We start from the raw sequence: 25,637 nt of genomic DNA, 5'->3' as shown, positions 1-25,637 counted from the left end.
ACGTCATGGACGATATTGCTTACAGCGACAAACAACGCTGGCTGGCCCTGACCCGCATCAACACCCTGTCGGTACTGTCCCAGATTGTGCAAATCGGCACCATCACGCCGTTGCTGTCGTTGTCCCTGGAACAGAAGGGCGTGGACCCGGCGAAAATCGGGGTGATCGTCAGCGCCTCGTGGATCGCGATCCTGCTGCTGTACAAGGTCGTGCCACGGTTGTTGGGGTACCTGGGATTGGTCAGGGCCAATCTCCTCAGCGTGGTCCTGACTGTGCTGGGGCTGATCGGCATGACGCTGACCAGCGAACTGGGGCTGCTGTTCGCGTTGAACTTTGTGCTGGGCATTGGCTTGATCCTGCGCTGGATCGCTTGTGATACCTGGATCGTCTCCGTGGCCACCGACAGCGAACGCGGCCGGGCCATTGGCGTGCACGAAACCCTGATGGGCCTGGGAATTGCCGTCGGGCCCTTGCTGCTGGTGGTGTTCGGGGTCGACAGTGCGATGCCCTATTACGCCTGCGCGGCCATCGTGCTGCTGTCCGGCGGCCTTGCGTTGAGCTTGAAAGGGCACGATTCGCGGCCGAAAACTCCGGCGGAGAAACGCCACGGCAAACTGTTCAGCGTGATCCCGGTGGCGTTGTGCGGCGCGTTTATCGCCGGGTTCTCGGAGACCTCATCGGTGTCCTTCCTCGGTGCCTACAGTCTCTCGACGGGCTATGTGCTGACGGCGGCGACGTTGCTGATCTCGGTATTCGGCATCGGCGGTACCGTGCTGCAACTGCCCATCGGCTGGATGGCGGACAGAAGCTCGTACAAAACCGGCCAGTTGGTCTGCGGCCTGGTGGTGCTGCTGGGCACCCTGGCGATTCCCTTCAGCCAATCGCTGCCGTGGTTGTCGACGCTGATCGTATTTGTGTGGGGCGGCGCGATTGGCGGCATGAACACCCTGGCGGTGATCGAGGCGGGAGACAGGGTGGCCGAGCATCAGGTGTCTACCGCGATGACTGCGATTGCGCTGTTCTACACCCTGGGCAGCGTGCTCGGGCCGATTGCCACGGGGGCGACGGTGTCTTACGTCAGCCCTCATGGCTTGATGATCAGTGTCGGCGTGGCCGGTGGACTGTTTATCGCGTTGCTGATGCTGAGGAAGACCGCCTAGCGCGCAAACTTTTTCGCGCCCGCCACACAGGCAATCACCGCGACCGTCACCACCAGCATGCCCAGGCTCACCTGCTCATGCAGCAGCGTGGCCGCCAGTGCCAGGCCAAAGAACGGTTGCAGCAACTGCAACTGTCCCACGGCGGCGATGCCGCCCTGGGCCAGCCCGCGATACCAGAATACAAACCCGATCAGCATGCTGAACAGCGACACATAGGCCAGGCAGAGCCAGGCGGGCAGGCTGATGCGGGTGAAAGACTGCGGGGCGAAAATCGCCGTCAGTGGCGCGACGATCGGCAGCGAGACCACCAGTGCCCAGCAGATCACCTGCCAGCCGCCCAGGGTGCGCGAGAGTTTGGCGCCTTCGGCATAACCCAGGCCGCACACCACAATCGCGAGCAGCATCAGCACATCCCCGAGTGGCGCGGCGCTCAGGCCTTGGGACACGGCGTAGCCCACCACCAGCAGGCTGCCCAGGATCGAGAACAGCCAGAACACCGGCTTGGGCCGCTCGCCGCCACGCAACACGCCGAACACCGCAGTGGCCAACGGCAGCAGGCCGACAAACACGATGGAGTGGGCGCTGGTGACGTACTGCAAGGCCAATGCGGTGAGCAGCGGGAAGCCGATCACGACGCCCAGCGCGACGATTGCCAGGGGCAGTAACTGGTGGCGGGCCGGGCGCTTTTCCTTGAACAGCCACAGCAGGCACAGGCCGAGCAGGGCGGCGATGGTGGCACGGGCGACGGTCAGAAACACCGGATCAAATTCCAGCACCGCCAGGCGCGTGGCGGGCAGTGAACCGCTGAAGATCACCACGCCGATAAAGCCATTGATCCAGCCGCTGGCGTTGTGTTCCCGGGTGTTGAGGTGGGTGGTGCGTTCCATGGGCGTAGGGCTCGATGAAGGATAAGTTGCGTCCTTCGCATCCTATGATTCACCCTTAAGACAATCAAAGAATTGTCATGGATACATCGCTTATGCCTCGCGCCCGCTACAAGACCCTGGTGGATACCTTCGCCCGGGATATCCGCTCCGGCACACTGGCGGCGGGCACCCGCTTGCCGACCCACCGCCAGTTGGCCGCCAGCCACGGTCTGGCGCTGGTCACGGCCAGCCGGGTGTACACCGAGCTGGAAGCCATGGGCCTGGTCAGCGGCGAGACCGGGCGCGGGACCTTTGTGCGGGAAATCGCGTTGTCGCCGGGGCAGGGCGTCGGTCAGATCGCGGTGGCCGCGGGCATGATCGACCTCAACTTCAATTACCCGTCGCTGCCGGGCCAGACTGACCTGCTGCGCACGGCGTTGCGCCAATTGGCGCTGTCCGGCGACCTGGCCGCACTGCTGCGCTATCAGCCTCATGCCGGCCGCCTGCATGAGCGGGCGGCGGTGGCGCGGCACCTGGCGAGCCGTGGCCTGACGGTGCAAGCCGAGCAGGTGCTGATTGTCAGCGGGGCCCAGCACGGGCTGGCGGTGACCATGATGTCGCTGTTGAAGCCCGGCGATGTGGTGGCGGTGGATGCGCTGACCTATTCCGGGTTCAAGGTACTGGCCGAGACACTGCACCTGGAAATCGTCGCGATCCCGGTAACCGCGACCGGCCCGGACCTGGCCGTCCTCGAAAAACTCTGTGCCCGGCGCCCGGTACGTGCGGTGTACAGCATGCCGACCTTGCATAACCCGTTGGGTTGGGTGATGAGCATGGAGCAGCGCGAACACTTGGTGGCGATTGCCCGCCGGCATGATTTGACCCTGATCGAGGACGCCGCCTACGCGTTTCTAGCCGAGGACGCGCCGCCACCCTTGGCTGAACTGGCGCCGGAGCGCACGGTGTATGTGTCGGGGCTGTCCAAGAGTGTCGCCACCGGGCTGCGGGTGGGTTTCGTCGCCGCGCCCCAGCCGTGGATGGCGGCGCTGGAACGTACGGTCATGGCCACCACCTGGAACACCCCTGGAGTGATGACTGCCGTCGCGGCGGCGTGGCTCGACGACGGCACCGTGCAGCAACTGGAAGCGCAAAAACGCGAGGACGCCCGGGCGCGCCAGGCGGTAGCCGATGAGGTGTTGGCGGGGCTCAATGTGATCCGCCATCCGTCCTCGTATTTCTTGTGGCTGCCCTTGCCGGAAGACGCCCGCGCCGACCAGATCACCATGGCGCTGGCGCGGGAAAATATCTCGGTGTCCACCGCCGAGCCGTTTGCCGTCTCGGCCCACGTACCCCATGCCTTACGCGTGGCGCTGGGGTCGGTGGATCGGGAGGTACTGCGCAAGGCGCTGGTGAAAGTGCGCTGGGCGGTGGAGGCGTACTAGGCCGTTTGCCGACGCATCGTCAGCAGCAGTGTGCCGAATGCGATAAAGGTCGAGCCCACTACCCGGTCCACCCACTTGGAAAATGTTGGCCGCGCAAGCAAGCCCTTGGCCTGTGCGGCGAGCAGGGCGTACAGGGTCAGCGACAATGCCGACAGCGCCATGAAAATCAGGGTCAGCACCATGAATTGCGGGAGCAGTGCGCCGTGCTGGTTGATGAACTGCGGGAACAGTGCGGTAAAAAACAACACGGCCTTGGGGTTGGTGACGGCGGTCAGGAACGCCAGCTTGTAGAGTTTCCAGGGCGAAGGGGCGTTGACCCGCGTCGGTGCCTGGGAGTTGGTGGCCAGCAATGGGTTCTTCTTGAACAGGCTTTTGGCACCCAGATAAAACAGGTAGCCGGCACCGAGGATTTTTACCCCGTTGAACACCCATTCGGAGCTGAGGATCAACGCACCCAGCCCCAGCATCGCCGCGGCGGATACGCAGAACACGCCACTGACATTACCCAGCGAAGACCACAGCGTTGAGCGTGCGCCATAGGCCAGGCTGTTGTTCAGCGCCATCAGGATCGCCGGGCCCGGGCTGGCGATGGCAATGGCGGCGACGAGGGTGTAGGCGAGTAGGGAGTGAAAATCCATGTTCAGGCTCGGCGTCTGGTTAAAGCGCGATCCTACCCCTTTTTGAGTGTGGCCCGGGAGCCCCGGTGGCGAGGGAGCTTGCTCCCGCTGGGCTGCGTAGCGGCCCCAAAACCTTGGGAGCGCTGCGCACTCCAGCGGGAGCAAGCTCCCTCGCCACAGCAAGCCCCCCACCACAGCAAGCCCCCCCACCACAGCAAGCTCCCTGTTCACAGGAAAGCATCCGGCTGTTATCAGAACTTGTAGGCCTGGCGCCCAATCAGCAGCCACTTGCCTTTCTGTTTCTGCCAGACCTGGAAGTTCTCAATTTCGGTAGGCACCTCAACGCCACTGTTCACCGCCTGGGCGGAAAAGTGGTTGCGCACCAGGGCGGTGTCGCCATTCAGGGTGATCGTCTGTTTCTGCATTTCCAGGGTCTTGAAGCCGCTTCTGCCGGTTTCAATGTCAGCGATGAATTCCTGCTTGTTCTGGATCTTGCCGCTGGAGTGGCCGTAGGTGAGGTTGTTCGCAGTGAGGGCCTGCAGTTGCGGGATGTCCTTGTGCAGCATGGCCTGGGTCAGGTGATTGACCGCAACGGCTACATCCTTGTCACTCGCAACAGGGGCGGCGGCTGCGTAGCCGCTGAACAGGCACAGAAAACCAATCAACACTTTGACGTTTTGCATGGGTGTTTCCTTGTTGTTGTGGGGTACTGGTACGACACAGGAGAGATTTTGTAGTCGTCGTACAACAATGCCGTATTTCAGGCCGTCAAGGAAAGTGAAATTTCTCGTAGGCCTGTATATAGGCGCTATCGAATACTGTTGGTTGTCGTATCACTTGTGAAGTGCTCGGCAGTACTTCCAGAGCAAATGGCACATGGCTATGCTGTGGCCGGAACACCCATATCCCCAAGACCCTGGGCGATGCGGTAGATGAATGCCAGCACCGCAACAGCCAATAAGGACAACCACACATGACACCGGATCAAAAGTACACGGCCGCCATGGTGCGCCTGGGTTACCAACTCAACGAGTTCAAGATCGGCGGCAACTACACGCCGCTGTTAAGGGACGGCAATCACGTTTACATCAGCGGCCAGATCCCGCGGGTGGGTGATGCCATCGTACTGCCGGGCAAGGTCGGTGAAAGCCTCAGCCTGGCCGACGCACAGATTGCGGCGGGCGTCAGCGCGTTGCGTTGCCTGGGGCTGCTCAAGCAGGCGCTGGGCTCGCTGGATCAGGTCAAGGCGATCCTGAAGATCAATGTGTACGTGCGCAGCGCGGAGGACTTTGACCAGCAAAGCGAAGTAGCCAACGGTGCGTCCGACCTGCTGAACGAGATTCTGGGCGCGGCTGGGGCCCACACACGCACCTCGGTGGGCGTGCTGCAACTGCCCAAGGGCGCCGCGGTGGAAATCGACATGGTCGCCGTGGCACAGGGCTGACGCCGGGTGATCGCGGAGGCCTTTGCGGTACTGGTCCACTATGGGGTGTATCTGCTTCCCGGGCTGATCCTGTTTGGCCTGTGGTTTGTCCTCACGCCGAAAACGGTGCCGGGCGTGCGCATCGTTATCCTGCTGCTGGCATTCGTGCTGATGCGCGATGCGATGACGCCGCTGGGCCTGTGGGCACTGAGCCGCGAGGTGCAGATCCAGTTCACCGCCAACCCCTTGGTGCTGGCCGCGCTGGGCGGGTTATCCCTTGGGCTGATTGCGCTGCTCGCGCGCCTGGCGCCGGAGTTGTGGCAACTCACGGTGCTGTTCAAAGGCAAGCGTGCTGCGGGCCTGGCGGTGGGGCTGGTGGCGGGGTGTTTGATCGGCCTGCCATTGCGGCTTTACCAGGGCATCGAGCCGGCGGCAATCCCGGCTTACTGGACCTGGCTGCTGGGCATGCTGGTGCTTGCCTACTGCGCCAACGCGCTGGAAGAGGTGCTGTTTCGCGGCTTCCTGCAGGGCTATCTCGAACAGCACGTCACGCCCCTGCGCGCAGCGTTGATCAGCGCGCTGGCGTTCGCCGCGTGCCATTCATTCCTGGCGCTGAGCGTGACTCAATTGGGCTGGCCGGTGTTGGCGTTTACCCTGATTGAAGGGCTGGCCTGCGGGCTGGTGCGCCTGCGCTACGGCGTGGTGGCGGCGACGGCGACCCATGGCACGACGATTTTATTGATTGCCGTGCCGATGGTGTGAGCCGCTTCAGGCTTGCACATCAACGCCGATGTGCGCTTGCAGCCAGTCCTTGTACACCGCGATGTTGTCCGTCGACTGGTCGCCGTTTTTCGCGGTGACGGTCTTGGCGTCCAGGCGCCCGATGTCCAGCAGGTACTGCAGACCGTTGGCTACGTGGGTGGCGTCGCTTTTGCTGAGGGACTGCACATCGGGCAGTGTGACCGCGTTGTTTTCATCGTCGAAGGTAGCCCAGCTTGGATTGGCCCTGGCGGTGGCCACTGTTTGCGCAGTCGAGCGCACTTGCTCCTGATAGCTGGCTTCCAGCTTGGCCTTGATCTCAGGCGTGGCGTTCGTGACCTCAATCCTCCCGGCCCGAAGCGTGCCGTTTTCCATGGACTGAGTCAGGCTCTTCTGGGCCAGTGCGATAAGGCTGGTGCTTCCGATCATGATGCGGCTCCCTGGTTGGTAACGGGAGCACAGCAAGAGTCAGGCCATGTGCTGCAAGCCTTGTGCTGCGGGGCCACCGAGAGCGGAGAGGGGGCAGGGGTTGCCGAGTCCGGCAAGGCATTGCCTATTTCGACCGTTCATACGCCGCGGTCATCACCTGCCATGTGTGTGCATCCGCCGGAATCAAATGCTCGATGCGCAGGGACGTCACGGTGATGTCCTGCGGCATGCCGAAGGTGGTGAAGGTCGACATGAAGTTCAACTCACCTTCCCGGGAGTGGAGGCGTGTCAGCACCAGTGGCGGCAGTTCATTGGCCAAGGCCCCGGGGCTCTGCGGGGCCGGCAGGCTGTCCAGAATCCTGGCAAGTTCCGGGTTGCCCAACGCCTCTCGGGATGCCCGTTGCCAGGCGACGGTGCGGATTTCTTCAGCGTTGGCCAGATGATCACCCAGGCCGCCAGGCTGCAGCAGGGTGACCAGCAAATTCAAACCCTCAGCTGCGTCCGGCTTGATCCCCACCAGATCGAACAGCACCTGGGTACTGGCATTGGCGGCGAGCACTTCCCAATGGCTGCCCAGCACGATGGCCGGTGCAGGATTGTTCGCGTGCAGCACATGGTTGATGGCCTCGCGAATGGCTTCCATCGACGGTGACGCGAGCGGAGTCGCCTCATAGCGTGGGGCGAATCCGGCGGCCAGGAACACGTTGTTGCACTGCTCCAGCGGCGCCTCCAGGGCCATCAACAGATTATGCAGCGTGCCCGGGCTGGGCTTGGCACGGCCGGTCTCGATACAACTCAAGTGGCGCTGGGAAACCCCGGTGATCAGCGCCAGTTCCAGCTGGCTCAATCTGGCTTGCCGACGCAGCGCGCGCAGTTGCGAGCCAGCGGTGGTGTCGGGGTTTGCGCGGGGGAAAGGTGGGCTGCTCATGGGCTGACTCTGGCCGTGCGGGTCGGTGATGTCGATGACCTGTGAGGTCATTGAGAAGGGACGGACGTTATCACTAATGTGCAGCTTCCCGAACCGTTGTCTCCAAGGAGGAGAACATGCACAGACCCTGGATCGCCCTTGCCGGGTTGTTGGCGTTTGCCCTGTACACCGTGATCACGATGCTGATGGCCGAGCAGTCGCTCATGGCGTTCGGGCTTGAATTGATGTCCAGGCCGGACACCGCCCAGGTGGTGATTGACCTGTACCTGATGGCGCTGATGGCGTGCGTGTGGATGTACCGGGATGCGCGGGCCAGAGGCAAATCGTTGGTGTCGGTGTTGCCTTATTGGTTGATAACGGCGGTTTTTGTGTCCGTGGGGCCGCTGTTGTACCTCGTGGTCAACGGGTTCCGCCGCTGTTCGGGGAGCCGATGATGACGGTGTATGCCCTGTGCGTGTTGGTCCTGTTCATCAAGATGTTGGCGATCTCTTGCTATCAAGGCTATTTCCGCCTCAGGCACCTTGCGTTCATCAACAGTGAGGATGCCGGCTTCTTCAAGCGGGCAGCAAATTCGCAGGAACTGCCGCAGGTCAGCCGAGGTGCCAGAGCCTGGGCGAATGACCTGGAGAATATTCCGTTGTTCTTTGTCCTGGGTGGGTTGTGCGTCGCATTGGAGGCGACCAGCGTTGCCACGAGCTGGCTGTCCTGCACGTTCACCGTCGCGCGGGTGATGCATACGCTGATGTACTTGAACGGCCGCCAGCCGTGGCGTACGGTCGCTTACTGCGTGGGAGTGGCTTGCCTGTGCGGGCTGGCCGGCGTGCTCGGCCTTAGCCTCACCGAGTAACCTGTGGCGAGGGAGCTTGCTCCCGCTGGAGTGCGCAGCGCTCCCGGAATTTTGGGGCCGCTACGCAGCCCAGCGGGAGCAAGCTCCCTCGCCACAGTGTTCTGCGTTGTTATTTAGATCGTGGACAACGCCTGCGCCAGATCCGCCCGCAGATCCTCCACATCCTCAACCCCCACCGACAACCGCACCAACCCGTCACCAATCCCCAACTGCGCCCGGGTCGCCGCCGGGATGCTCGCGTGGGTCATGATTGCCGGGTGTTCGATCAGGCTTTCCACACCGCCGAGGCTTTCGGCCAGGGCAAAAATCTTCACGTTTTCCAGGAAGCGTGTCGCACCCGCCAGGTCGCTTTTCAGGTCCACCGAAATCATCCCGCCAAACCCGCGCATCTGCCGGCGCGCCAGTTCATGTTGCGGGTGCGAGGCCAGCCCCGGGTAGTAAACCCGCGCCACCTGCGGCTGTTGCTCCAGCCACGTCGCCAGTTCCAGTGCGTTGCTGCAATGGCGCTCCATGCGCAGCGCCAGGGTCTTCACCCCGCGCAGGGTCAGGAAGGCGTCGAACGGCCCGGCAATCGCCCCCACGGAGTTTTGCAGGAAGCCCAGGCGCTCGGCCAACTCGGGATTCTGGCCCACCACTGCAATGCCGCCGATCACGTCGGAGTGGCCGTTGAGGTACTTGGTGGTGGAGTGCACCACGATGTCGAATCCCAGCTCCAGCGGGCGCTGGATCCATGGGCTGGCGAAGGTATTGTCGGCCACGCAGATGATGCCGCGCGCCCGGCAGATGCGGGAGATGGCGCTGAGGTCGGTCAGGCTCAGCAGCGGGTTGCTTGGGGTTTCGACCCAGACCATCCGCGTGTCGTCCTGCAACGCCGCTTCGAAGGCCGACAGGTCGGTCAGGTCGACGAAGCTGAAGCGATGCCCGGCGCTGCGTTGGCGCACTTTGTCGAACAGGCGGAAGGTGCCGCCGTACAGGTCGTTGCCGGAGACCACGTGGGCGCCGGCGTCGAGCAGTTCCAGCACGGTGGAGATCGCCGCCAGCCCGGAGGCAAATGCGAAGGCCTGGGTGCCACCTTCAAGGTCGGCCACGCAGCGTTCCAGGGCAAAGCGCGTCGGGTTGTGGGAGCGCCCGTAGTCAAAGCCTTTGTGAACGCCGGGGCTGTCCTGCAGGTACGTGGAGTTGGCGTAGATCGGCGGCATCAGCGCCCCGGTGGTCGGGTCCGGGGATTGCCCGGCATGGATCACGCGGGTGGCGAAGGCGCTTTTATCGTGCTGGGTCATGCAAGGGATCTCCGTAAGTGATTAAGCAGGTCGACGCGGGTGATCAGGCCGTGAAAGCCCGACGCGTCGGCAATGATTGCGACCAATCCGCGATCCAGCTCGGCCTGCAATTGCGCAAGGCTGGCGCTGGGCGCAAGGGTGTGAAGGGCGTTGGTCATGGCGCTGGCCACGGTCATGGAGAAATGCGCGGCGTCCTGATGCAGGCCGAGCAACACGTCCGATTCGTCGAGCACGCCCACCAGTTGCTGGCCGTCCACCAGCACCGGCAGTTGCGAGACGTCCGCCAGGCGCATGCGCTGGAAGGCGGTGAGCAGGCTGTCGTCAGGGCCGACGCTGATCACGCGGCCGTCCTCGAACCGCCGGGCGATCAGGTCTCGCAGGTCTCCGTAGTGTTTGTATTGCAGCAGGCCGGCGTCGTTCATCCATTGGTCGTTGTAGACCTTCGACAAGTAGCGCGTGCCGGTGTCGCAAACGAAGGTCACGACGCGCTTGGGCTCGGTCTGCTCGCGGCAATAGCGCAGGGCGGCGGCGAGGAGGGTGCCAGTGGAGGAACCGCCGAGAATGCCTTCGGCCCGCAGCAGTTGGCGGGCGTGGTCGAAGCTTTCTTCGTCGCTGATGGAATAGGCGTGGCGCACGCTGGAGAGGTCGGCGATCGAGGGGATGAAATCTTCGCCGATGCCTTCCACCGCCCACGAGCCGGGTTCGGTCATGGTGCCGCTGCGGCTGTATTCCGCCATCACCGAACCCACCGGATCGGCCAACACCATGGCCAGGTCGGGTTGCACGCGCTTGAAGAAACGGGTCAGGCCGGTGAGGGTGCCGGCCGAGCCGACGCCGACCACAATGGCGTCCAGGTCATGCTGGGTCTGGGCCCAGATTTCCGGCGCGGTGCTGGTTTCGTGGGCCAGGGGATTGGCCGGGTTGTTGAACTGGTCGGCGAAGAAGGAATCGGGAATGTCCTTGGCCAGGCGGGCGGCGACGTCCTGGTAATACTCGGGGTGGCCCTTGCCGACATCGGAGCGGGTGATGTGCACCTCGGCGCCCATGGCTTTCAGGTGCAAGACCTTTTCGGTAGACATCTTGTCCGGCACCACCAGCACCACCCGATACCCCTTGGCGCGGCCTACCAGCGCCAGGCCGAGGCCGGTATTGCCGGCGGTGGCTTCAATGATGGTGCCACCGGGGCGCAGGCGGCCGTCGCGTTCGGCGGCGTCGATCATGGCCAGGCCGATGCGGTCCTTGATGGAGCCGCCGGGGTTCTGGGATTCAAGCTTGAGGAACAGCGTGCACGGGCCGGTATCGAAACGGCTGACCCGCACCAGCGGGGTATTGCCGATCAGTTCGAGCACGGCGGGGCGAGAAGCGGTAGGCATGTCGTCACCTGGCTACGGAAGGGGCGTATGGGATGGACAGCAGCTTTTACAGCATGGTTTCGAACATAGGCCGGTATCGAGCCGCTCGCAACCGGGCGGCCGCCTGAATGTCTTTTTTTGGCGCATTGCTGCTTCATCACGGAGCACGGTGGAGGGCAGCCAACCCGCCTGTTTTTTGCCGAGACCACGTGTTCATTGGCTTGCAGCGAATTGGCCCAGCGCTTGCTAAAAGAAATCCAAACTTGGATACAAGATGGAATCCCCAATGCGCAACGAACAACTCGGCTGGACCCTGGGTGAATGGCAGGCCGCTTACCGCAGCCAGGCGCTGACCCCCGATATTCTGTTGACCCTGGCAAGCACCTTTCCCGACCAGGACACCGCCTGGATCAGCCGGGTGCAGCCGCAGCAGTTGAGTGCACAGTTGGCGCAACTGGCCGAGCGGCTTGCGGCGGTCGACGGCGATATCGACAAGCTGCCGCTGTATGGCGTGCCGTTCGCCATCAAGGACAACATCGACGCGGCAGGTTGGGAGACCACGGCTGCGTGCCCTGAATTTGCCTACACCGCGCAGGCAGATGCGTCGGTGGTGGCCCGGCTGCGGGCGGCGGGGGCGATCCTGATGGGCAAGACCAATCTTGATCAGTTCGCCACGGGGCTGGTGGGCACCCGCTCGCCCTACGGCGCAGTCGGCAACAGCTTCAACCCGGACTATGTCAGCGGTGGCTCCAGCTCGGGTTCGGCCTCGGTGGTTGCCCGTGGCCTGGTGGCGTTTTCCCTGGGCACCGACACCGCAGGTTCCGGGCGGGTACCGGCGGGCTTCAACAATATTGTCGGGTTGAAGCCGACCAAGGGCCGCCTGTCCAACACCGGATTGGTGCCGGCCTGTCGCACGGTGGACTGCATTTCGGTGTTTGCGTTGACCGTTGAAGATGCCGAACGGGTTGCCGGTGTGGCCGCAGCGTACGACGCCAGCGATGCGTATTCCCGCGTCAATCCCAACACCGCGCCGGTCGCGGTTGGCGCCACGATCAAGCTGGCGGTGCCGGCCGACCTGGAATTTTTTGGCGATGCGCAGAACCAGGCGGTGTTTGAACAGGCGCTGCTCAGGTTCAAGACCCTCGGCGCCGACATCACCCCAGTGGATTTCAGCCCGTTTCAGCAGCTCGCCGAGCAACTGTATTTCGGTTCCTGGGTGGCGGAGCGCACGGTCGCGCTGGAAGGCATGCTCGCCAGCCACCCCGCAGCGATCAACCCGGTGGTGCGTGGCATCGTTGAAAACGGCTTCAAGTACAGCGCCTGCGATGCCTATAAGGCCGAATACCTGCGGGCCGAACTGAGCCGGCGTATCAACGACACCCTCGTCGGTTTCGACGCCTTGCTGGTGCCGACCTCGCCGACGATTCGTACCCTGGCGGAAATGGCCTTGGAGCCGGTGCTCTACAACTCGCAGTTTGGCTTCTACACCAACTTCACCAACCTGGCGGACCTCTCGGCGCTGGCCGTTCCCGCCGGGCTGCGCAGCGATGGCCTGCCATGCGGCATCACCCTGATCGCGCCTGCCTGGCATGACGCGGCGCTGACCCATCTGGGCAAACGCTGGCAGACCGGCCTCGACCTGCCGTTGGGGGCGACCGAACGCTATCTGCCGCCACCCGCAGTTGCACGACAGGCGCCCGGCAGTGTGCGGGTGGCAGTGGTGGGCGCGCACCTCACCGGGATGCCGCTGAACTTCCAGTTGACCAGCCGCAATGCAGTGCTGGTGGAACAAACCCTGACAGCAAGCCAGTACCGCCTGCATGCGCTGCCGGGCACCGTGCCGCCCAAGCCCGGGTTGGTCAAGGATGACTCGGGCGGCTCGATCATCGTTGAGTTGTGGGACATGCCTGTCGCGCGCTTTGGCGAGTTTGTCGCCGAGATTCCGGCCCCGCTGGGCATCGGCAATTTGACCCTGGCCGACGGGCGCAGCGTGAAAGGGTTTATCTGCGAACCCTGGGCCCTGGCAGGCGCCACCGACATCACCGAGTTCGGCGGCTGGCGCGCCTACATGGCGAGCAGGGCGTAGGCATGCAGCTCTCGACTACGAGAACCTCCAGTGAGCGGCCGGACAGCCTGGCGGAGCAGGTCTACCAGCGGTTGAAGGCTGACATCTTCGACTTTCGGCTGCTGCCGGGTGATCGCTTCAGCGAAGGCGATATAGCCGAGCGCATGCAGGCCAGCCGCACGCCGGTGCGCCAGGCGCTTTACCGACTGCAGCGGGAAGGGTACCTGGAGGTGTTTTTCCGGAGTGGCTGGCAGGTGCGTCCGTTCGACTTCAACTACTTCGAAGAGCTGTACGACGTTCGGATCGTGCTCGAGTTAGCCGCCGTCAGCCGCTTGTGTGGCATGGCGCAGCAGGGGCTTGAACCGCTTGAGGCGATTTGGCGGGTGGACGAAAGTGCACGGCTGGATGACGCCCAGGTCGTCTCGGCACTGGATGAGGCGTTTCACTGCGGGCTGGTACAGGCCACGGGCAACGCCGAAATGGCGCGGATGCATTACGAGATCACCGAGAAAATCCGCATTATTCGGCGGCTGGATTTCACCCGGCAATCGCGTATTGCCGCGACATATGAGGAGCACGGGTTGATCCTCGGGGCGATCCTGCAGCGGCAAAGCGATCAGGCGCAGCAACTGCTCAAGGCCCATATTGAGGCCAGCAAGCAAGAGGTGCGCAAGATCACATTGCACCGGTTGGCGGTGGCGAGAGGCACCCTTTGATTTTGGTGCATTCCCCCTTGTGGTTAGGGGGCTTGTCCTGTGGTTAGGAGCTTGTACTGTGGTGAGGGCGCTTGTCCTGTGGCGAGGGGGCTTGTCCCCCGTTGGGCTGCGAAGCGGCCCCAAGAAGAGCGGGAGCGCTGCGCACTCCAACGGGGGACAAGCCCCCTCGCCACAGGTTATTCCGGGATATTCCAGGTTATTCGAGCGTGGCCAAGACTTGCTGCAATTGATTCACCACCGTCTCACTCGCCTCCAGCATCGGCGCGCGCAACTCACTGCCAATCAACCCCTCCATCGCCAGCGCGGCCTTCACCGGCGCAGGGTTGGGCTCCACGAACATCGTGTGAATCAACGGCAGCAGCTCGAAAAACGTCTGACGAGCCGCCATCAATTGGTTATCACGAACCTGTCGATGCAGCCTCACAAACGCTTCGGTACGCACATGCGCCGACGCGGCAATCGCGCCGGTCGCTCCCAGGCACAACGCGTTGAATATCTGCACGTCCTCGCCACACAACACATCGACCTTCCCGCTGGCCAACAGCGCCAGGGTGTTGGCCAGGTTGCCGCCGCAATCCTTGATCGCGACGATTCGCTCATGGGCAACAATGTTCAGCAGCGTCGCCTGTTCGAACGCAATGCCGGTGCGGTAGGGAATGTCATACAGGATAATCGGCACACTGGATGCATCGGCCACGTTGCGGAAGAACGCCTCAAGGCCCGCCTGGGACGGGCGGATGTAGCTCGGCGGCGGCACCAGTAAACCGGCCACCGGGCGCTTTAGAATCTGGGCCTGGAACTGCAACAGCTCAATCTGGTTATACCCCGCCAGGCCCATCACCACGTGCTGCGGCGGCACCAGCTCCAGTACGGCATCCAGCACCGCCAGTTGCTCCTGGCGACTCAGCGATGCGGCTTCGCCGGTGGTGGTGCAGACCATGATCCCGGCCACGCCCTTTTCCAGCAGATGGCAGACCAGGCGGCGCAAGCCGATGAAGTCGATGGCGCCGTTATGAAACGGTGTGACGACGGGAACCCAGATACCTTGAAACGATGACATGCGCTTTCTCCTGATGGTTGACCGATTTCGTCACCGTCAGAAGGGCAGAGGGAGGTAAGCAAGAGGAGGGGGCCTTCGCGCTCAATGTCCTGTCAGCTCATCTGACGGGACAGCGCGCCCCGGTCACATGAGCGACTGTTTCTTCGATTTGAGGGCGTGCGCAACGCAACCTTGCGCCTTGGCAATCAAGCCAATGACGGAAAAGTTGAAGGTCGTTGCAGACATTGAGGACACACCCTGAAGAAGACGCTCATCTTTATGGATTATTACAGGGTGTGTCAACTCACAGAGATCAGTCGCGTTTCAGCCAGTGGCGCACAAAACGCAGCACTTCCGCCGACAGCTCTGCATCTTCCGGCGTGCCCATGAAACCGCCGTGGGGCATGGCTTCAAAAATGTGCAGCTCCACCGGGATGTCGGCCCGTCGCAGCGCGCGATGCAGGCGCACGGCGTTGGAGAGGAACAGGTCCCGGGTGCCGCTTTGCACGAATGTCGGCGGGAACCCCTGCGTGAAATCCCCGAACAGCGGCGACAGGTAGGGGTGAGCCAAATCGGCGCCGGCGGCGTACAGCAGGTTGACGCTCATCAGCGGGTTGGGCAGCACCAGGTCGACGGTGCGGTTGACCTGGAAGCTGTCGCCCGATTCGGTCAGGTCCACTTCGGGCGACAGCAACACCAGCGCCGCCGGCAGCGGCAAGCCTTCGTCGCGGGCTCGCAGCACGGTGGCGGCGGCCAGGTTGCCGCCCGCTGATCGGCCGCCGATCACGATCTTGTCCGGTGCGTGATGCGACAGTACATACCGGTAGGTCGCCATGCAGTCATCCAGTGCCGCCGGGTACGGATGATCGGGTGGCATGCGGTAGTCCACGCCGTAGCAGGTCATGCCGTGCAGGTCGGCGTGTTTGCCGGCAGCGAGACGGGCGTTTTCGCCGCCGCCGAACACCAGCGCACCGCCGTGCAGGTCGATGTAGGCGAACTCGGCCCCGTCGGCTGGCGTGGCCCGGTACACCGTGGCGCTTTCCAGCGTGAGCGTCTCTATACGGGCACGCAGGTTCGCGACCTGCCCCGCCTGTGACGCAGCGTACTGTTGGGCGACAGCGGCCTGCATGCGGCGCCAGCCGTCGTGGTCGTCGGCGGCGGGCAGGGTGTACAGGCTGTTCAACGGCACGCCATCTTCATTCACCAGGCGCTGTAATGCCGCCTGGGCTTCGGGGCTGATGGACTGGGGAACCGGGATGATTCGGAGGTCGATTTTTACGCCGTTACTCATGATCTGCACCGTTGGGGGAAGCGGGAGGCGCGCCGATACGCGAGCGCATTTTTGTCGTTACCGGTACTACACTGCAAGTCCAAACCTCCCTTCAGGGGAATCGTCATGATGAGCAAAAACACGATTTGCCTTTGGTACGACGGCGACGCACTGGATGCGGCGAACTTCTACGCCAGGACCTTCCCGGACAGTGCCGTAACGGCAGTTCATCACGCCCCCGGGGATTATCCGGCGGGCAAGCAGGGCGACGTTTTGACCGTGGAATTCACGGTGATGGGCATCCCGTGTCTCGGGCTGAACGGCGGCTCTGGCGTGAAGCACAATGAGGCGTTTTCGTTCCAGGTGGCCACCGACGACCAGGCGGAAACCGATCGCCTCTGGCACGCGATTGTCAGCCATGGCGGCCAGGAAAACGTCTGCGGCTGGTGCCAGGACAAATGGGGCATCTCTTGGCAGATCACCCCGAGGGTGTTGTCGGCGGCGATCACCAACCCCGACCGGGCAGCCGCCAAGCGGGCGTTTGATGCCATGATGGGGATGACCAGGATCGATATTGCAGTGATTGAAGCGACGCAGTGACTCGACCGACTGAATCAATCGGTCGGCAGTGCATGGGCGCCCACTGCCGTGTGGTCAACCAGGCGAACACTGTTGCGTCCGCCACGCTTGGATTCATACAGCGCCGCATCGCCTTGCTCGATCAACGCCGCCAGGCTCGCGGGCGGCGTGTCGAACAGGCTGGCGCCGATGCTCAGGGTCACCGCTTCGGGCGTGACGAATGCTTGGGAGGCGGCGTGGTGAAACTGTTCACGCAGGGCACTGCCCAGCGCGACGATCCGTTCGCTCGAGGTGTTTTTAAGCAGGATCACAAACTCGTCACCGCCCAACCTCGCCGCCAACGCATCATCGGGTACCTGCGCACGGATCATCTCGCTCAGCGCCACCAGCAGCCGGTCGCCTGCGGTATGGCCGTACAGGTCGTTAACCAGTTTGAAGTTGTCGATGTCGATCACCAGCAACGCGCCTGGCCGGGCGTACGAAACCTCGTTCAGAAGGCTCGGTGCCCGCAGCTCCAGGGCGCGGCGATTGTACAAGGCCGTCAAGGGATCGCGGGCGGCCAGCCGTGCGATTTGCTCTTCACGCCGGTAGCGCTCGGTGCCGGTCATCGACAACGCAATCAGCATGATCGCCATCGCACCCTCCACCAGCGACACCTGAATGATCTCGCCACGAAACGCCGTCAGGTCGATCAGCGTACCCGGCACGACCGCCGACAGCGCCTTGGCCAGATAAAACAGCCCGTGGGCCAGCAGCACATAACGCAGTTGTACCGCGCCCACACTGAGCGAGCGGCCATGGGGGCGCAGCAGGAAACTTGCGCGCAGTGTCGGCAGCGCCACCAGCAGCGAGTTGGCCAGCAGCATGGCTTTGGACCACAACTGGCCTTCCGGCAACAGCAGCATCGCAAACCAGGCCACGAAGATCAGGTACCAGGCGCGAGACAGGCGTACCTGGGTGAAACGTGCGACGCCCAGCAGGAACAGCCAGTGGGCAGTGACCAGCAACCCATTGGCAAACCAGATCCCGATCAATACCAGCCCGCTGGCCCGCAGCAAGGCCAAGGTACTGCCCACGCTGATGATGGCGAAACCAGCGGTCCAGTACAGCAGTGAAGGCTCGCGGACATTGCGCCACTCGACTGCCAGGTACAGCGCGGCGGCGCCTGCGAGGGCGATGGTGAGGACCAGAATGGTAATGGGGTCGAGCGCCATGGACGGACTGGCCTGCCTGAGTTGCGGTGAGACGGCGATTGTAAGCGTTTGGGTGGCTTTTTCGCAGCGCTCACCGCTGGCTGTATTGATCAACTTTCGCGTTTTTTAAAGGCTCGTATCAACCTGCAACTCGCGGAATGGAATGATCGGCCTGGGCGGCGTCGATCCATCCAGTGCCTTGCGCCAGTAGCCTACGTCATGCCACTGGCCATGCTTGAATCCCACCTCAGGGTACGTGCCGATATGCGTGAACCCCAACGCCTCATGCAACGCTACGCTCCCGGCGTTCGGCTGGGCGATCCCGGCATAAGCGGCGTGGTAGCCCTGGCGCATAAGCAGGGGTAACAGCCGCTCGTACAGTGCCCGGCCGATTCCGATGCGGTGCGCCACCGGATCGATATAAACCGTAACATCGACCGACCAGCGATAGGCTTCCCGGGCCCGATGCTGGCTGGCATAGGCGTAGCCCACGACCTGTCCATCCCGTTCGGCCACAAGGTAAGGGTAGAGATTCAGCGTGGTACTGATCCGCTGGGCCATCTCCTCGACGCTTGGCGCTTCCTGCTCGAAAGAGATCGCGGTGCGCTCCACCATCGGTGCGTAAATCGCCTGGATGGCTGGGGCATCTGCGGTGGCTGCTACCCTGATATTTCCTGCGAAGCTCATCGTTTATCCTCTTGTTCAGGCCCGGCGCGCCATCAGCAATACCGTCGCCGCCGCCGACAACAACCCGGCGCAGCAGCGGTTGAAAATCCGCTTGCCGCGAGGCAGCGCAAACCAGCGGCGCATATGCAAACCCATGTAGGCGTAGGCGCTGATGGCGATCCACTCCAGCGCCAGGAACATCGCACCCAGCAGGGCGAATTGCGGGGTGATCGGCTGGGCCGAGTCGACGAATTGCGGCAGGAAGGCTGTGAAAATCAGGATCGCCTTGGGATTGCCGGCGGCCACCAGGAACTCCTGCCGCGCCAGTGCCCACAACCCCGCCCTGGCCACCGTCGATTCAACTTCCGCCTGCGGGTTGGCGCGCCACAATTGATACGCCAGATAAAACAGATACGCCGCGCCCAGGATCTTGATCCCGTAGAACAACAACTCCGAGGTTTGCAGCACCACCGCCAGCCCGGCGGAGGCGAGGGCGATCATCCCGGCGAAGGCCAACAAACGCCCGATGCCCGCCAGGCAGGAAGTGCGGTAGCCGTAGCGGGTGGAATTGCTCACGGAAAGCAAGTTGTTCGGGCCGGGCGCCATGTTCAGGGCGAAACAGGCGGGGAGGAACAGGGTGAGAGTGGCGACGTCCATGTGGGCTCCGGCGGGCGGTGGCTGGTAAGATCACGAGGATAAGGGGTTTAAGGGGGGCAGCACAATTTGAGGTGCCGGATTGCATCACGTAACCTTGCGCACCCATGGATCCGTCCCCATGAGCATGGAGTTGGCAATGCAAGGAAGAGCGTTCCAGATAGTCCGAATAGATCAAATCCACGAAATAGTCTCGCCCACCGTAGAGTCCCTGTTGCAGCCGCTGGGTTTCGAGGTTCAAGGCCCGTTGACTTGGATTCGCAGCGCTGATGCCCCCATTCGCCAGGTCTTTCGCCTTGCGCAGTGGAAAGGCGGCAAGCTGGCACCGTCATGGGGGCTGTCGTTGGATTTTGTCCCGCATCTCTGCGGAAATGACTTCAAATGGCACAGAACGCCCAAGTCAGCGCGACCTGACCTGATATTCGATGTGCGAGATTGTGCGCTTGATATTTCCTACAGTTATGGACCTGAAGCCATCGTGAGGTGTGCACCCGATATCCTCAGGGCGGCCATTGCAGATGCTGAATCGTTCTGGAGCGCGGCTCGTTCGATAGCCGACTTGCCTGGCGCCTTCGAGCGGGTCAGGCAGCATCTGTCGAAAGGGGGGCTGGGTTTCTACAACTACACACAGCACCCTCTTGCATATGCCTTCGTGTTGGCCATGAATGGCAAGCCTGATGCCGCGGAGGAGGAGTTTCAACGCTATTCACTGCGCGTTTCAGCGACCGCCCAAAAGAAGCTTCGCCAGTTATTCATTGATGCTGGCGGTTACCCTGGTTAGATATAAGCCCGCAAGGTCGCGCTGCTTTCGACTCGTGCCGGAATTAAAATAAATAGAGTGTGCAAGAAGTGAAAGAGTCCTCATTTGGCAGCAAGTTTAAAAAAGCAATGGCTTTGATGATTGTACTTTTGTTGCTTGGGCTATGTTTTTTTTATATGTCCAAGGGGGCTCGCATTGCGAGACAAACAGTTTTAATGCCGTGGATTCCAGAGTTGGGTACCTATATAGCGTTTGCCTCTCTTGTTGGGCTCGTGTTTGCGGGCAGAACATTCTACTCTCGCCCTGACGGGAAAGGCCTGAAACGTCTCGCAGAGTCGTTCTTTGGTGGCTTTTGCCTTAGTTTTTTCCTTTCTCTGAATGTTTATCAAGTCTGTGTTTACCTATTGCCCGGTGACCTTGTTCAGTATGAAGCGGCGTATGAGTTGAGATTTCCAGGCCCTTCCCTTGGAAGGACTAACCGTTGTGAGGCAGGTTTGGGATTTAAGGATCTAAACACCGATCGCTGGATTGTGCTGTGCACTGATAATCTGGAATTGTCGGAACGAAGAAAAAAAGGCATGAATGCCCTGTGGGTGACTGCTCACTCAAACAAACTGGGCTCTTATATCGTAAGGTATGAATTTATCTATAAATAAACTAACCCCGCTTGGCCCGTTGCTGAGTTGAAGCAGCCATACCCTGGCCCTGGTGTTGAACGGTTGCTCGAATGTTCCGGTCCCCACCCCTCCATCGCACTGAGAGGTTCCATTACGCGTTCGCCACCATCTGCTCGAACTGCCGGGTCAGCTTTTCAAACCGCAATGCATCACAGGCCGGGCAGAGGAAAGGCATTCGTCGTCCGGTGAACATCGAAGTGTGGCCATCGCACTGCTTACAGCGCAGATGTGTCGTGATAGACGCCGTAAGAGGCTCTACAAGTTGATGGTTTAACCGACTTGCAAGAAAAGCCACCTGAGCCCGGTCAAACTGATTGGTCAGGCTCAAATGGCGCAAGTGCGAGCAACGAGCCAGGCTGGTGATATCGTCGAGTTCAAACTTTACAAACGCCAACGAGAGGCTGGTGAGTGTGGGTAGGCGGGACACCGGTTCGATTGAGCTGAGGTGCAGAGGTGACGACCCGCCACCCAGGTTACCCGTCAAGCGCAGTTCGCTCAGCTCACCCAGCGCCTCGATGCCGTCGAGTCGACGCAGTTTCGGGAAGTCTCCCACTGACAGATCGGTCAACGCATTCAGGTTGAAAACAGGGTCCAGCACTTCGATCCTTGTCGCCCGCTCAAGCTTCAATTTGCGTGTGTGGGTCAAGGTATCGAGTCCCTCGAGCGAGGAGAGCTTGAGGTTGTAGAGGCGCAGGTCCGTAGCGGTGCACCGGGACAGCACCGTTGGCCATACCTTTGCTGAAACGTTCCGAAGGTCAAGCTCATCGTTTTCAGCGAGTTGCTGTTCGGGGAACGGTTGATCCAGGCAAACAATCATAGTGCTCCTTCTGTGCAGTTTGGTCCGTGAACGAGGAACTCCTCAATCTCCCGACTACCCCGCAAGTGCACCACCGGAACCTGCGGCCCTGCCGCCAGGCGCACCGCCTCGATACGCGGTCGGGAGCTGCGACCAAACGTCCACACGTACCTCAGAAAGGTCAGGAATTCGCGGTCGAGTTTTTCGGTGCAGCCTGCGGGTAAGTCCGGGCGCGGGCGTTTCAGTGCACTGCGCAGGATCACCCGGGTGAAGCAGGTGAGCCGAGGCGTATCGAGCCAGATGATCAGGTCGGCACGGGGCAGGCGCAGGTCGAAGGTACGCCGAGCGTAGTTGCCTTCGCACACCCAGGTATCCGTTGCGACCGCTTCACGCACCCGCGTGCGGAACTGCTCGGCGTCGGGCTCGACCCAGCCGGGGGACCAGAACAGGCGGTCCAGGTGCACCACGGGCAGGCCCAGGCGTTCGCCGAGAGTGCGGGCGAGGGTGGATTTTCCGCTGCCGGCATTGCCGAGAATCACGATGCGTTGCATGAGGACGTCCTGTCGCGGAAAAGCCGGCAATTGTGCAGCTTTTAAATGACCGGTTAAAGACTTATGAGGTAGGTTTATTGCCCGGAACGGACCCTGTCGATCAAGGAAGTGCTTTATATGCAAACCGCCTTTTCTCAAATCAGCGAACGGCTGAACAATCGCCGATTTATCGTAGCGGGCAACACCCACGGGCTGTCGGGCACGGGCACCGTGTTTGAGTATCACGTCGATGCAAACGCCATCTGGGGCACTTACCAGGGCGGCCGGATCCGCATGGGTAATCAAGTCGGGCGCGCCACCGGCACGGACACCATCGAGTTGCTGTATCAGTGCCTGACCACCGAGGGCGAGATTCTGGCCGGATGGTCACGGGGCACGGTAGGCGTGGATGACGCCGGACGTACCACGTTGGCCTTCGTGTGGGGCTGGTTGTCGGGTGCGGAGGGCGGTGGGGAGTCGAGCTATGTTGAGCTAAGCAGCCATACGGTTTAACGCTTACTTGAACCGCTCAACCAGGTAATCGACAAAGCAACGCACCCGCGCCGGCGTGTGGGTACCACCGAGGAACACGGCATGAATCTCTTCCCCGTCGCCGGGGTTGAAGGCCTCCAGCAGTGGCACCAGTCGGCCCGCCTTGATCGCGTCTTCCACGGTCTCGGCGCAGACCCGTGCGATGCCGATGCCTTCGGCCGCCAACTGGCCCTGGGTGTCGCCGTTATTGGTTTCCACATGACCCTTGATCGTCAGTGAGTAGTCGTGGCCATCCTTGCGAAACGGCCAGGTGGGCGCGGCGCGTTTGAAGTTGAACCCGATGCAGTCGTGATTCAACAGGTCTTCCGGCACCTGCGGCGTGCCGCGCCGCGCGAGGTAGCCAGGTGAGGCGATGATCACCTTGTGGGTGGCGCCAAGCCGGCGGGAGGTCAGGCCACTGTCGGGCAACGGGCCCAATCGCACCGCGACGTCGGCCTGGCCGGCGGCGATGTCGACCACGGTGTCGGTCAGGTTGATGTCCACCAGGATATCCGGGTAGCGCTGGATGAACTCGGCCAACAGCGGGATCACGAAGGTCCTGCCATACAGCAGCGAACTGCTCACACGCAGGCGACCACGGGGTGAACTCTGGTCGGTTATCTGCTGCTCGGTTTCCCGCAGGTCGACAAGGATGCGCCGCGCGCACGACAGGTAGGCCGCGCCCTCCGGGGTCACGGTCAGTGACCGCGTGGTTCGCAGCAAAAGGCGCACGCCAAGGCGCGCCTCCATGCGGTCCAGCACCCGGGCAATGGAGGACGGCGCAAGGTTCAGGCGACGCGCCGCCGCCGAGAAACTCGCAGTCTCGGCCACCAGGGTGAAGATTTCCAGTTCGTCCGTTATGTCCACGGGACACTCACTTATGCGTTTTGCGCAAAGGCCTTGAGCTGTGTAATGGGGTTCACATCCGGTTTTACGGCGCCCAGTATTGCGTAAAGCAATGTAATACGGAAACTCACCAGGAGAATCCCATGATCTTGCCTTACACCATCAACATCCCCGATGACCGCCTTGCTGCGATCCGCGACAAAGTCGCTACCTACGACTGGACCCAACTTCCCGATTTGGGCGGGTGGCACTCGGGCGTGGGCGTCACTGACCTCAAGCGCCTGGCGCGTTACTGGCTCGAATCTTACGACTGGCGCAAGGTGGAAAAACACCTTAACCAACTGCCCAACTTCATCACCGAGATCGAGGGCGAGCACCTGCATTTCGTCCACGCACGGGGCGACGGTTCCAAGCCGCCGGTGTTGCTGCTGCACGGCTGGCCAGGTTCGTATCTTGAGTTTGAGGCACTGCTTGAACCGCTGGCGGCTGACGGACGCGATGTGATCGTGCCGTCGCTCCCGGGTTTCGCATTCTCCAGGCCAATCACCGGGGTGATTGGTCCGCGTCGGGCTGCCGAGCTGATGCACGGGCTGATGGTCCGGCTGTTCGGGCAAACCCGCTTCATCGTCCAGGGCGGCGACTGGGGCTCCGGTATTGCGGGCTGGATGGCCCATGATCGGCCTGACGGATTACTCGGGATTCACCTGAACATGGCCGACCTGATGGCCCAGGGCACTGTCGCTACCACGCCGCAAGAGAAAGAATTTGTGGCCCGGCGCGACGTGCTGATCGACTGGGAAACCGGCTACAACCACCTGCAGGAAACCCGCCCACAGACGTTGGGTGTTGCGCTGGCCGACAGCCCTGTAGGGGCCGCCGGCTGGATTCTGGAAAAAATCGGCACCTGGGCCGACCTGCCCAAGACCACCGACGGCAGTCCGGGCCTCTGGAGCCTGTTTACCGAAGAGCAAGTGCTGACCAACATCATGCTGTATCTCGCACCGTCTTCCATGGTCACCGCAACCTGGATGTATCACGGCAAACGCCTGGAGGGCTCGTCGAAGTTTCCGGCCGGCACCCGCATCCAGGTGCCGACCGGGTTCGCCGCCTTTCGCGACCCGGTGTTCGTGCCGCCGCCGCGCTCCTTGGTCGAGAAGACCTTCAACATCGTGCACTGGAGCGAAATGCCCGCCGGCGGTCACTTTGCGGCCTGGGAGCAGCCGGCGTTGATGCTGGCGGACTTGAGAACCTTCATCGCTACGGTCTCGGCTTGAGCATCAGGTCCAGGTTTTGCACGGCAGCCCCCGCGGCGCCTTTGCCGAGGTTGTCGAAGACCGCCGCCAGCAAGACCTGGCCCGTCTCGTGGTTTTCACGCACGATCAAACGCAAGTCATCCGTGCCGTTCAGCGCTTGAGGGTCCAGGCAGGTCAGCTCGTTGGCGGCCTGCATCGACAGCACCTCGACGTGATTGGCGTCGCGGTAATGCTGTGTCAGGCAGTCGTGCAACAGCAACCCATCCACCCCCGGCGCCAACAGCCGCCGTTGCAGCGGGACGGTCAGTACGATCCCCTGGCGGAACGCCCCGTAGGACGGCACAAACACGGGGCGCTCCGTCAACCCGCTTTGCCGTTGAATCTCCGGGACATGCTTGTGCGCCAACTCCAGGCCATACACCAGGAAGGCGGGTGCCTGGGGGGCGCCGGCGCCCTCATGCTCCTGCACCCCGGCGCGGCCCTTGCCGGAATAACCCGACACGGCATGAATCGTCGTCGGGTAGTCCTTGGGCAGCAGCCCGGCTTCAAGCAAGGGGCGCAACAGCCCGATCGCACCGGTGGGATAGCAACCGGGGTTGCTGACGCGCTGCGCCGTGGCGATGCGTTGAGCCTGTTGCGGGTTCATCTCGGCAAAACCGTAGGTCCAGTCGGGATGAGTACGGTGCGCGGAACTCGCGTCGATCACCCGCACGGCAGGGTTTTCGATGCTTGCCACCGCATCCCGCGCGGCGTCATCGGGCAAGCACAGGATCGCGATGTCACAGGCGTTGATCATCTCGGCGCGATGCTGCGGGTCTTTGCGGTGTTCGGCGCTGAGGCTGACCAGTTGCAGGTCGGTGCGGCCGCGCAGGCGTTGGTGGATCTGCAATCCGGTGGTGCCTTGGTCGCCATCGATAAATACAAGGGGAGTTGCCATGGAATGCGCTCGGTAGGAAATC

29 protein-coding genes are annotated in these 25,637 nt (G+C 62.2%); 13 read left to right on the top strand and 16 right to left on the bottom strand.

Going from position 1 to position 25,637, the window contains the following annotated elements:
• Positions 1-5: 5 nt before the first annotated feature.
• The gene (locus MUM_RS0110855; protein WP_010169741.1) at positions 6-1,160 is read left to right on the top strand and encodes an MFS transporter; all 1,155 of its coding nucleotides are present in this window, start codon (positions 6-8) and stop codon (positions 1,158-1,160) included.
• Here the strand turns inward: MUM_RS0110855 and MUM_RS0110850 are convergent.
• On the bottom strand, positions 1,157-2,047 hold the full coding sequence (locus tag MUM_RS0110850) for a DMT family transporter (protein ID WP_010169740.1): 891 nt from the start codon (positions 2,045-2,047) through the stop codon (positions 1,157-1,159). The genes MUM_RS0110855 and MUM_RS0110850 overlap by 4 nt on opposite strands.
• A gap of 92 nt (positions 2,048-2,139) precedes the next feature.
• On the opposite strand from MUM_RS0110850, the gene MUM_RS0110845 reads away from it, so the two are divergent.
• Complete coding sequence (locus MUM_RS0110845) at positions 2,140-3,468, top strand: aminotransferase-like domain-containing protein (RefSeq protein WP_010169739.1); 1,329 nt, start codon at positions 2,140-2,142, stop codon at positions 3,466-3,468.
• On the opposite strand, the gene MUM_RS0110840 is transcribed toward MUM_RS0110845, so the two are convergent.
• Both MUM_RS0110840 and MUM_RS0110835 read right to left on the bottom strand, forming a co-directional pair.
• Positions 3,465-4,106: a LysE family translocator gene (locus MUM_RS0110840; protein WP_010169738.1), complete on the bottom strand. Its 642-nt coding sequence runs from the start codon at positions 4,104-4,106 to the stop codon at positions 3,465-3,467. The genes MUM_RS0110845 and MUM_RS0110840 overlap by 4 nt on opposite strands.
• Before the next feature lie 230 nt (positions 4,107-4,336).
• Positions 4,337-4,768 carry a nuclear transport factor 2 family protein gene (locus tag MUM_RS0110835; RefSeq protein WP_010169737.1) on the bottom strand — a complete coding sequence of 144 codons (432 nt, stop codon included), beginning with the start codon at positions 4,766-4,768 and terminating at the stop codon, positions 4,337-4,339.
• Positions 4,769-5,058: 290 nt separating this feature from the next.
• Between MUM_RS0110835 and MUM_RS0110830 the strand changes: the two genes are divergently transcribed.
• A complete protein-coding gene (locus tag MUM_RS0110830; protein WP_010169736.1) occupies positions 5,059-5,529 on the top strand; it encodes a RidA family protein in 471 nt (156 codons plus the stop codon).
• Between the two features lie 6 nt (positions 5,530-5,535).
• Positions 5,536-6,270, top strand: a complete 735-nt coding sequence (locus MUM_RS0110825; RefSeq protein WP_010169735.1) for a CPBP family intramembrane glutamic endopeptidase — start codon at positions 5,536-5,538, stop codon at positions 6,268-6,270.
• 6 nt (positions 6,271-6,276) lie between these two features.
• Here the strand turns inward: MUM_RS0110825 and MUM_RS0110820 are convergent, their stop codons facing one another.
• Both MUM_RS0110820 and MUM_RS0110815 read right to left on the bottom strand, forming a co-directional pair.
• Positions 6,277-6,696, bottom strand: a complete 420-nt coding sequence (locus tag MUM_RS0110820; protein WP_010169734.1) for a hypothetical protein — start codon at positions 6,694-6,696, stop codon at positions 6,277-6,279.
• Positions 6,697-6,820: 124 nt separating this feature from the next.
• A complete protein-coding gene (locus tag MUM_RS0110815; RefSeq protein ID WP_029615844.1) occupies positions 6,821-7,624 on the bottom strand; it encodes an MmyB family transcriptional regulator in 804 nt (267 codons plus the stop codon).
• Positions 7,625-7,740: 116 nt separating this feature from the next.
• On the opposite strand from MUM_RS0110815, the gene MUM_RS0110810 reads away from it, so the two are divergent.
• Both MUM_RS0110810 and MUM_RS0110805 read left to right on the top strand, forming a co-directional pair.
• Complete coding sequence (locus tag MUM_RS0110810; protein ID WP_010169732.1) at positions 7,741-8,058, top strand: DUF2834 domain-containing protein; 318 nt, start codon at positions 7,741-7,743, stop codon at positions 8,056-8,058.
• Entirely contained in the window at positions 8,058-8,471 is a 414-nt protein-coding gene (locus MUM_RS0110805; RefSeq protein ID WP_010169731.1) for an MAPEG family protein, read from the top strand. The genes MUM_RS0110810 and MUM_RS0110805 overlap by 1 nt, the downstream gene beginning before the upstream one ends.
• Before the next feature lie 113 nt (positions 8,472-8,584).
• Here the strand turns inward: MUM_RS0110805 and MUM_RS0110800 are convergent, their stop codons facing one another.
• The gene (locus MUM_RS0110800) at positions 8,585-9,751 is read right to left on the bottom strand and encodes a cystathionine gamma-synthase (RefSeq protein ID WP_010169730.1); all 1,167 of its coding nucleotides are present in this window, start codon (positions 9,749-9,751) and stop codon (positions 8,585-8,587) included.
• A complete protein-coding gene (locus MUM_RS0110795) occupies positions 9,748-11,124 on the bottom strand; it encodes a pyridoxal-phosphate dependent enzyme (RefSeq protein ID WP_010169729.1) in 1,377 nt (458 codons plus the stop codon). The genes MUM_RS0110800 and MUM_RS0110795 overlap by 4 nt, the downstream gene beginning before the upstream one ends.
• 265 nt (positions 11,125-11,389) lie before the next feature.
• Between MUM_RS0110795 and atzF the strand changes: the two genes are divergently transcribed.
• Both atzF and MUM_RS0110785 read left to right on the top strand, forming a co-directional pair.
• Complete coding sequence (gene atzF / locus MUM_RS0110790) at positions 11,390-13,189, top strand: allophanate hydrolase (protein ID WP_010169728.1); 1,800 nt, start codon at positions 11,390-11,392, stop codon at positions 13,187-13,189.
• A gap of 2 nt (positions 13,190-13,191) precedes the next feature.
• On the top strand, positions 13,192-13,884 hold the full coding sequence (locus tag MUM_RS0110785; protein ID WP_010169727.1) for a GntR family transcriptional regulator: 693 nt from the start codon (positions 13,192-13,194) through the stop codon (positions 13,882-13,884).
• Positions 13,885-14,080: 196 nt separating this feature from the next.
• Here the strand turns inward: MUM_RS0110785 and dapA are convergent, their stop codons facing one another.
• Both dapA and MUM_RS0110775 read right to left on the bottom strand, forming a co-directional pair.
• The gene (dapA, locus tag MUM_RS0110780) at positions 14,081-14,944 is read right to left on the bottom strand and encodes a 4-hydroxy-tetrahydrodipicolinate synthase (protein WP_010169726.1); all 864 of its coding nucleotides are present in this window, start codon (positions 14,942-14,944) and stop codon (positions 14,081-14,083) included.
• Positions 14,945-15,236: 292 nt separating this feature from the next.
• Positions 15,237-16,214, bottom strand: coding sequence for an alpha/beta hydrolase (locus MUM_RS0110775; RefSeq protein WP_010169725.1), 978 nt, complete (start codon positions 16,212-16,214; stop codon positions 15,237-15,239).
• Between the two features lie 105 nt (positions 16,215-16,319).
• Here MUM_RS0110775 and MUM_RS0110770 point away from each other — a divergent pair, with 105 nt between their 5' ends.
• Entirely contained in the window at positions 16,320-16,793 is a 474-nt protein-coding gene (locus tag MUM_RS0110770; RefSeq protein WP_029615843.1) for a VOC family protein, read from the top strand.
• A 14-nt stretch (positions 16,794-16,807) separates the two neighbouring features.
• On the opposite strand, the gene MUM_RS0110765 is transcribed toward MUM_RS0110770, so the two are convergent.
• From MUM_RS0110765 to MUM_RS0110755, 3 genes are all read right to left on the bottom strand, one after another.
• Positions 16,808-17,986 carry a GGDEF domain-containing protein gene (locus MUM_RS0110765; RefSeq protein ID WP_010169723.1) on the bottom strand — a complete coding sequence of 393 codons (1,179 nt, stop codon included), beginning with the start codon at positions 17,984-17,986 and terminating at the stop codon, positions 16,808-16,810.
• A 105-nt stretch (positions 17,987-18,091) separates the two neighbouring features.
• The gene (locus MUM_RS0110760) at positions 18,092-18,652 is read right to left on the bottom strand and encodes an arsinothricin resistance N-acetyltransferase ArsN1 family B (RefSeq protein ID WP_010169722.1); all 561 of its coding nucleotides are present in this window, start codon (positions 18,650-18,652) and stop codon (positions 18,092-18,094) included.
• Positions 18,653-18,667: 15 nt separating this feature from the next.
• Complete coding sequence (locus tag MUM_RS0110755; protein WP_010169721.1) at positions 18,668-19,288, bottom strand: LysE family translocator; 621 nt, start codon at positions 19,286-19,288, stop codon at positions 18,668-18,670.
• Positions 19,289-19,406: 118 nt separating this feature from the next.
• On the opposite strand from MUM_RS0110755, the gene MUM_RS0110750 reads away from it, so the two are divergent.
• Both MUM_RS0110750 and MUM_RS0110745 read left to right on the top strand, forming a co-directional pair.
• Positions 19,407-20,066 carry a hypothetical protein gene (locus MUM_RS0110750; protein WP_010169720.1) on the top strand — a complete coding sequence of 220 codons (660 nt, stop codon included), beginning with the start codon at positions 19,407-19,409 and terminating at the stop codon, positions 20,064-20,066.
• Between the two features lie 59 nt (positions 20,067-20,125).
• On the top strand, positions 20,126-20,701 hold the full coding sequence (locus MUM_RS0110745) for a hypothetical protein (protein ID WP_237150986.1): 576 nt from the start codon (positions 20,126-20,128) through the stop codon (positions 20,699-20,701).
• Between the two features lie 112 nt (positions 20,702-20,813).
• On the opposite strand, the gene MUM_RS0110740 is transcribed toward MUM_RS0110745, so the two are convergent.
• Together MUM_RS0110740 and MUM_RS0110735 are read right to left on the bottom strand one after the other, a co-directional pair.
• Positions 20,814-21,539, bottom strand: a complete 726-nt coding sequence (locus MUM_RS0110740; protein WP_010169718.1) for a hypothetical protein — start codon at positions 21,537-21,539, stop codon at positions 20,814-20,816.
• A complete protein-coding gene (locus MUM_RS0110735) occupies positions 21,536-22,069 on the bottom strand; it encodes an ATPase AAA (RefSeq protein ID WP_010169717.1) in 534 nt (177 codons plus the stop codon). The genes MUM_RS0110740 and MUM_RS0110735 overlap by 4 nt, the downstream gene beginning before the upstream one ends.
• Before the next feature lie 117 nt (positions 22,070-22,186).
• On the opposite strand from MUM_RS0110735, the gene MUM_RS0110730 reads away from it, so the two are divergent.
• Positions 22,187-22,561 carry a hypothetical protein gene (locus MUM_RS0110730; protein WP_010169716.1) on the top strand — a complete coding sequence of 125 codons (375 nt, stop codon included), beginning with the start codon at positions 22,187-22,189 and terminating at the stop codon, positions 22,559-22,561.
• 3 nt (positions 22,562-22,564) lie between these two features.
• On the opposite strand, the gene MUM_RS0110725 is transcribed toward MUM_RS0110730, so the two are convergent.
• Positions 22,565-23,446, bottom strand: coding sequence for a LysR family transcriptional regulator (locus MUM_RS0110725; RefSeq protein ID WP_010169715.1), 882 nt, complete (start codon positions 23,444-23,446; stop codon positions 22,565-22,567).
• 122 nt (positions 23,447-23,568) lie between these two features.
• Between MUM_RS0110725 and MUM_RS0110720 the strand changes: the two genes are divergently transcribed.
• A complete protein-coding gene (locus MUM_RS0110720; RefSeq protein ID WP_010169714.1) occupies positions 23,569-24,699 on the top strand; it encodes an epoxide hydrolase family protein in 1,131 nt (376 codons plus the stop codon).
• Here the strand turns inward: MUM_RS0110720 and argC are convergent.
• Complete coding sequence (gene argC, locus MUM_RS0110715; RefSeq protein WP_010169713.1) at positions 24,683-25,615, bottom strand: N-acetyl-gamma-glutamyl-phosphate reductase; 933 nt, start codon at positions 25,613-25,615, stop codon at positions 24,683-24,685. The two genes, MUM_RS0110720 and argC, sit on opposite strands and share 17 nt — an antisense overlap.
• Positions 25,616-25,637 lie beyond the last annotated feature (22 nt).

Origin of the sequence: Pseudomonas sp. PAMC 25886 (assembly GCF_000242655.1) — a bacterium.
Lineage (GTDB): Bacteria > Pseudomonadota > Gammaproteobacteria > Pseudomonadales > Pseudomonadaceae > Aquipseudomonas.
This window is presented reverse-complemented; position numbering and strand designations above follow the sequence as displayed.

Bases quoted from the DNA above. Each gene is read 5' to 3' on its own strand.
- MUM_RS0110795 (WP_010169729.1), bottom strand. From the start codon at position 11,124: ATGCCTACCGCTTCTCGCCCCGCCGTGCTCGAACTGATCGGCAATACC.
- MUM_RS0110855 (WP_010169741.1), top strand. From the start codon at position 6: ATGGACGATATTGCTTACAGCGACAAACAACGCTGGCTGGCCCTGACC.
- atzF (WP_010169728.1), top strand. From the start codon at position 11,390: ATGCGCAACGAACAACTCGGCTGGACCCTGGGTGAATGGCAGGCCGCT.
- MUM_RS0110740 (WP_010169718.1), bottom strand. From the start codon at position 21,539: ATGATTGTTTGCCTGGATCAACCGTTCCCCGAACAGCAACTCGCTGAA.
- MUM_RS0110735 (WP_010169717.1), bottom strand. From the start codon at position 22,069: ATGCAACGCATCGTGATTCTCGGCAATGCCGGCAGCGGAAAATCCACC.
- MUM_RS0110775 (WP_010169725.1), bottom strand. From the start codon at position 16,214: ATGAGTAACGGCGTAAAAATCGACCTCCGAATCATCCCGGTTCCCCAG.
- MUM_RS0110820 (WP_010169734.1), bottom strand. From the start codon at position 6,696: ATGATCGGAAGCACCAGCCTTATCGCACTGGCCCAGAAGAGCCTGACT.
- dapA (WP_010169726.1), bottom strand. From the start codon at position 14,944: ATGTCATCGTTTCAAGGTATCTGGGTTCCCGTCGTCACACCGTTTCAT.
- MUM_RS0110810 (WP_010169732.1), top strand. From the start codon at position 7,741: ATGCACAGACCCTGGATCGCCCTTGCCGGGTTGTTGGCGTTTGCCCTG.
- MUM_RS0110850 (WP_010169740.1), bottom strand. From the start codon at position 2,047: ATGGAACGCACCACCCACCTCAACACCCGGGAACACAACGCCAGCGGC.
- argC (WP_010169713.1), bottom strand. From the start codon at position 25,615: ATGGCAACTCCCCTTGTATTTATCGATGGCGACCAAGGCACCACCGGA.
- MUM_RS0110805 (WP_010169731.1), top strand. From the start codon at position 8,058: ATGACGGTGTATGCCCTGTGCGTGTTGGTCCTGTTCATCAAGATGTTG.
- MUM_RS0110835 (WP_010169737.1), bottom strand. From the start codon at position 4,768: ATGCAAAACGTCAAAGTGTTGATTGGTTTTCTGTGCCTGTTCAGCGGC.
- MUM_RS0110760 (WP_010169722.1), bottom strand. From the start codon at position 18,652: ATGAGCTTCGCAGGAAATATCAGGGTAGCAGCCACCGCAGATGCCCCA.
- MUM_RS0110830 (WP_010169736.1), top strand. From the start codon at position 5,059: ATGACACCGGATCAAAAGTACACGGCCGCCATGGTGCGCCTGGGTTAC.
- MUM_RS0110730 (WP_010169716.1), top strand. From the start codon at position 22,187: ATGCAAACCGCCTTTTCTCAAATCAGCGAACGGCTGAACAATCGCCGA.
- MUM_RS0110765 (WP_010169723.1), bottom strand. From the start codon at position 17,986: ATGGCGCTCGACCCCATTACCATTCTGGTCCTCACCATCGCCCTCGCA.
- MUM_RS0110720 (WP_010169714.1), top strand. From the start codon at position 23,569: ATGATCTTGCCTTACACCATCAACATCCCCGATGACCGCCTTGCTGCG.
- MUM_RS0110800 (WP_010169730.1), bottom strand. From the start codon at position 9,751: ATGACCCAGCACGATAAAAGCGCCTTCGCCACCCGCGTGATCCATGCC.
- MUM_RS0110840 (WP_010169738.1), bottom strand. From the start codon at position 4,106: ATGGATTTTCACTCCCTACTCGCCTACACCCTCGTCGCCGCCATTGCC.
- MUM_RS0110785 (WP_010169727.1), top strand. From the start codon at position 13,192: ATGCAGCTCTCGACTACGAGAACCTCCAGTGAGCGGCCGGACAGCCTG.
- MUM_RS0110750 (WP_010169720.1), top strand. From the start codon at position 19,407: ATGAGCATGGAGTTGGCAATGCAAGGAAGAGCGTTCCAGATAGTCCGA.
- MUM_RS0110755 (WP_010169721.1), bottom strand. From the start codon at position 19,288: ATGGACGTCGCCACTCTCACCCTGTTCCTCCCCGCCTGTTTCGCCCTG.
- MUM_RS0110770 (WP_029615843.1), top strand. From the start codon at position 16,320: ATGATGAGCAAAAACACGATTTGCCTTTGGTACGACGGCGACGCACTG.
- MUM_RS0110845 (WP_010169739.1), top strand. From the start codon at position 2,140: ATGCCTCGCGCCCGCTACAAGACCCTGGTGGATACCTTCGCCCGGGAT.
- MUM_RS0110815 (WP_029615844.1), bottom strand. From the start codon at position 7,624: ATGAGCAGCCCACCTTTCCCCCGCGCAAACCCCGACACCACCGCTGGC.